The 4,860-nt window shown below is 45.1% G+C and carries 6 protein-coding genes; 1 reads left to right on the top strand and 5 read right to left on the bottom strand.

Annotated elements, in window-relative coordinates; genetic code table 11:
* From IQR33_RS32090 to IQR33_RS01760, 4 genes are all read right to left on the bottom strand, one after another.
* On the bottom strand, positions 1 to 441 hold a 441-nt coding region (locus IQR33_RS32090), incomplete at its 3' end, for an SDR family NAD(P)-dependent oxidoreductase (protein ID WP_228013712.1).
* 300 nt (positions 442 to 741) lie between these two features.
* Positions 742 to 1,536 carry a metal ABC transporter permease gene (locus tag IQR33_RS01770; protein ID WP_005373725.1) on the bottom strand — a complete coding sequence of 265 codons (795 nt, stop codon included), beginning with the start codon at positions 1,534 to 1,536 and terminating at the stop codon, positions 742 to 744.
* Between the two features lie 2 nt (positions 1,537 to 1,538).
* The gene (locus IQR33_RS01765; RefSeq protein WP_025767961.1) at positions 1,539 to 2,465 is read right to left on the bottom strand and encodes a metal ABC transporter solute-binding protein, Zn/Mn family; all 927 of its coding nucleotides are present in this window, start codon (positions 2,463 to 2,465) and stop codon (positions 1,539 to 1,541) included.
* Entirely contained in the window at positions 2,455 to 3,597 is a 1,143-nt protein-coding gene (locus tag IQR33_RS01760) for a hypothetical protein (RefSeq protein ID WP_017633595.1), read from the bottom strand. The genes IQR33_RS01765 and IQR33_RS01760 overlap by 11 nt, the downstream gene beginning before the upstream one ends.
* A gap of 208 nt (positions 3,598 to 3,805) precedes the next feature.
* Between IQR33_RS01760 and IQR33_RS01755 the strand changes: the two genes are divergently transcribed.
* Positions 3,806 to 4,477 (top strand): cupin domain-containing protein, encoded by a 672-nt coding sequence (locus IQR33_RS01755; RefSeq protein ID WP_193837917.1) that lies wholly within the window; start codon positions 3,806 to 3,808, stop codon positions 4,475 to 4,477.
* Between the two features lie 73 nt (positions 4,478 to 4,550).
* Here IQR33_RS01755 and IQR33_RS01750 read toward each other — a convergent pair whose 3' ends face one another.
* Positions 4,551 to 4,790, bottom strand: a complete 240-nt coding sequence (locus IQR33_RS01750; RefSeq protein WP_005373737.1) for a YdcH family protein — start codon at positions 4,788 to 4,790, stop codon at positions 4,551 to 4,553.
* Between the last annotated feature and the right edge of the window lie 70 nt (positions 4,791 to 4,860).

The following is a 4,860-nucleotide window of genomic DNA, read 5'->3' as shown; positions in this document are numbered from 1 at the left end:
TGCGCCGTAGTTGCTCTGGCCGATATTACCATCCGTTCCCACTATAGAAGAAATGCTAACAATACTGCCTGTGCCCTGCTCTAGCATGACAGGAGCAACACGTTGGGTGAGTAAGAACACCGCTTTTAGGTTCACGTCGATCACGCTGTCCCAGTCTTGCTCTAACATGTCTGGCAACAGTGCATCTCGAGTGATGCCCGCGTTGTTAACCAGAGCATCGATTCTTCCGTGCTGCTCTACAACACTTTCTACCACTTCACTGACAGCTTCGGCATCACACAAGTTGACTTGATAACTGCTTAGCTGCGCCGACTGGCTCCATTCCACGGGCGATATGTCTAGCCCGATTACGTGGAATCCATCCTCCAGTAATTGCTCACAAATCGCTTGGCCAATACCACGAGCCGCACCAGTGACTACTGCTACTTTTTCCGGTTTCATCTTGGTCTTCCTTAAATGTTGAGATTACAAATTCGCTTGTATCCCTAGCGTTTTTTGTTTTTATGCCTAGTCGCGTTACAGCTGCGCTTCTCATACGCAGGGTCTTTTATATCTTATAAAAACTATAGAAACAGTCTGGGAGTCGAATGTGAACTAATCAAGGCAACTTGATGACTATGGCAAGATCAACGTAAGAAAGTGTGTTGGAAGGCGCAAAGTTACACGATTGGAGGACTTGGATAGAAAAGTATTGGTCTGATTAATCAAATACTACTTCATCAGACCAATATTACTTGTCTCTTAATCTCTTACAAAAGCTGGTTTTGTTATTTTCACCAGAAAAGGCTGAAGCAAGAGATTAAACAACATGCCAGCAATAAACAGGGTGATCACAATACTCGCACCACTCGGTAAGTCATAGCGAGCCGATGCGGCAATACCCGATAAGATCCCAACAATACCAATGCTGATACTAGCGACAAAGAATCGAGTTCCCTTCAATGCTGCCGCACATAAAGCTGGAATAACCAACAAAGCAAATTCTAAATAAATGCCGGTTAACTTGACCGTAATGGGCATCAGGATTGCAAAGATCAGATAAAAACCACTACCGCGCATAAACGCAGGTTTTAACCAAACCAATAGCAACATCGCAGCGGTAATGAGTGCCAGAGGCCAAACGTCTGCCCAAGTCGCCCATAACAATTGCCCATTAAGAATGCCTTGAATAAAGTCTCCGCCGTGTGGGTCTTTACTCACCAGCAGGATCGCCAGCGATGCAGACACGACAAACAAGCTGCCAATCATGGGCTCTAAATGTTGCTGGTATCGTTTCTCCATTAAGGCAATCAAACCGCAAAGCATCAAAGACATCACCCAAGGGCCAATCATTTCGCCAAAGAATGAGCCTGAGAACAGCGCGTATTGGCTCAACCAGTAGTGGCTTAGTGCTGCCCCCAATGCCGCAACTTGCGCCACCGCCAAATCTATAAAGATGATCTGACGATTAAGAACTTGTTGCCCCAGAACGATGTTGCCAACCAACGCAATTAAACCACACAAAACCGCAGGTAAAAGCCATGCATAATCCGCCATACTTAGATCCTCACAGGAACGGGCGGCACTAACACATCCAGTAAATCATCAATGACCTGATCGTACATCTCATCCAAGCTTTCACCCTCAGAAACGGTCAATGGCAGTTGAATCACAGGTTTGTCAGTATGATCTTGCAACCAGTTCGCTGGACGCTGATCCTGATGAGAGGAGTAAACAATCGCATCAAAACTGTCGGCATTTAACTTGGTGAGTGATTGCAGGTGAGATGTGGTCGGTGAAATGCCCGGTTTAGGTTCGAGATCGGCAATCTGCTTCATTCCGAGCCAATCGTACAAATAACGATACGTCGCGTGATAACCGACAACTTGCTTACCCTTTAAAGCAGCCCCTTTCTCATTCCATTCTTTAAGCTTTTTACGCCAATGAGCACGAAACTTCATACCATTCACTTGGTAACTTTGTGCGTTGTCGGGATCAATCGCTTTTAGGCGCTCCGTGACTTTACGAGATAATGGAATCATGTCATTTGCCGCAAATTGAACATGTGGGTTACCGTGAGCGTGTATATCTCCCATGCTACGGTCAACGTGAGCATGAGTATCTAACATGCGCACGAAGTCCGTCGCGTAGATCATGCTCGGCGCACCATTTTGCACCGCCGCATTGCTGCTACGAACTTGCAGCATAGGTAACCACCCCACCTCTAGCTCTGCGCCCGAACACATTGCCATGTCCGCTTGGCGCATCTTCGCAATCAAAGAAGGACGAGCTTGTACGTAATGTGGGTCTTGCTTAGCCGTTGTCGCTGAATAAATACTGGCATCTGGCGCGTGGCTTTCAAGAAAGGCTTTCCATTCTGGCTCACAAACGAAAATGTTTAGAGCCGAAGCAGGCGAAGCAATGATGGCAGCTCCTGCCGCCATCATCACCAAACTGCATTTATTTAATGTCAGCTTAGAACGCATGAGCACCGTGCGCTCCAAATGTCATCACGTATTGCAGAGTGAACACGTTGTCTGTCTCACTGTCTTGGTTATCAATGCGAGTGTATTGCGCACGGATAGTACCGAAGTGAGAAGAATCCCATGCGATCATCGCATCCATTTCTTTATCATTCAGCTCAGTAAAATGCATGTGGTCGCCATGTGCATGACCATCGTAGCTTTCTGCTTCGCCGTAACGTAGACCTGCTGACCAGCTTGGGTTGAAGCGATAAACACCCGAAACATAGTAAGCGCTTAAGTTGTCTGGTGACTCTGCATCGTTTTTATATTTGCTATCTACCACACCGTCTAACAGCATGTATTCAGCCGATAGCGTGAAGTTGCTGTATTTGTAATTACCGTCTGGTGCCCATTTCCAAACAAAATCAGCACCGTAAAGGTTCGCACCTGTCACTGCTGCGCCATGATGGTGATCGTGCTCATGCTCTTCTTCATGACCGTGGTCGTGATCTTCGAATTCTTTAACCTTGCCGTTTTCGTTACGCAGGTAACTTAAACCAAACTGCCAACTTGAAGATTCGGAGAAGTCACTACCAAGCTTCAGCGTCGTGGTGTACACGCCAACTTCAGAACCATCTTCGACAGAAGACATTTTGCTACCACTGAGCGCTTCTACACCAAGTTTTACATAAAGGTCGGTTGGCAACACGATGTTTGCACGTACACCATCATCGTAGTAGTGCGAGCCAAGGAAAGTACGATAAGCAATTGGACGCTCAACAAAGCTATCGGTGTGCATGTGTTGGTTGTTCAGGTAACCAAAGTCAGATAGGAATCGGCCAGCGCGCACGTTTACACCATATGGCAATGCCAAAGTTTCGATGAATGCCTCTTCAAGCTCTAATTCTGTCTCATCACCATGACTTTCAAGAACCGCGGTCAATGCGCCGTAAAACTTGTCGTCGATATTTGATGAGAAGTTTAATTCCGTATGGCCTAGACCAAAGCCTTCTTCGCGCTCAGAATTATGACGTTGGCCATCTTGGTAGTAGCCATCAACAACAACACCAATCTGTGGGTTCGATAGTGTGTCGGCAAAAACAGGGGATGCAAAAATGCTACCGATCACGAGAGACACCAATTTCTTATTCACTACTATTTCCTTTTTGTTATGTTATAACATTTAATTTTGCGATGTTATAATATAACAATTCTCATTACACAAGCAGAAATTTAAATTAGGCTCCGATTTCATGTTCGTACTCAATCCATGAATTGGGCTATCAACAAATGAATCAATTGATGTTTTTTATACGTATACTAATGAGAATTAGTAATTAAATAAGTAACGGAATTTCAATATGTTGAATATGGATTTTTCAAAAAGAATCGTGATAGATACTGCTCAACAGGAGTGGATCGCCAGCCCTTCCAAAGGTGTGTGGCGCAAACCTTTGGAACGAGAAGCCAAAGAATCAGGGCATACCACCAGCGTCGTTAAGTACGAGCCAAATTCGCAGTTTTCGATTCATCCTCACCCTCAAGGAGAAGAAATATTGGTGCTCGAGGGGGTATTCTCTGACGAATACGGTGACTATCCTGCCGGCACTTACCTTCGTAACCCTCCAGGAAGTCAACACGCACCATTTAGCAAAGAAGGCTGTGTGATTTTAGTTAAACTAAATCAGTTCGAATCTGAGGATCTTGAAACAGTTCGCATTAATACAAACCAAGCGAGCTGGCAGAGTGGTGTCGGTGGGTTGCAAGTCATGCCGCTGCATAATTTTGAGCACGAACATGTCGCATTGGTTAAATGGCCAAAAGGTAAGAAGTTTCAACCACACCGTCACTTTGGTGGTGAAGAAATTTTCGTATTGTCAGGAGAGTTTAGAGACGAGCTAGGTACCTATCCCGCTCTCTCTTGGATTCGAAGCCCACATATGAGTGAGCATTTTCCTTTTGTAGAGCAAGAAACGATCATTTGGGTAAAAACTGGTCACCTGCCGCTCCAAGCTCCTGCTCAGCACTCCTAGTGTTTGCACACTTGGCATCGTCCATTGGAACTAAAATCGGCCCGCAATTTACGAGCCGATGATCATTTCGTCACTAAGAACCCATTATTCGCGAGTGGAGCCAGTCTTTGAGCTCAGCCCGGTTATGTTTTAACACGTTCATTTCGTGATCATCAATCGGGCTTCCTTGAAGTTCTAGTACGCGGATTTCTTTATCTAAAGCATTGTAGTTTTTAACGGTTTCAGCAAATGATGCATCGTTTTCGGTAAGCTGAGTAATGGTATCCAAATGTTCTGGGAATTCATGAGTTAATGAGTGATTTTCACCTAACATAGAGACCTCTTGGCTATTATTTGAGTACAAAATAGTGCCTAATTTTTGAGCACCACATGTATAACCGTAA

It is taken from the genome of Vibrio sp. OPT46, assembly GCF_015163535.1.
In the GTDB taxonomy this organism is placed as follows: Bacteria; Pseudomonadota; Gammaproteobacteria; order Enterobacterales; family Vibrionaceae; genus Vibrio; species Vibrio alginolyticus.
Note: the sequence above shows the minus strand (reverse complement) of the source record. Positions and strands in the feature narration are given on the sequence as shown.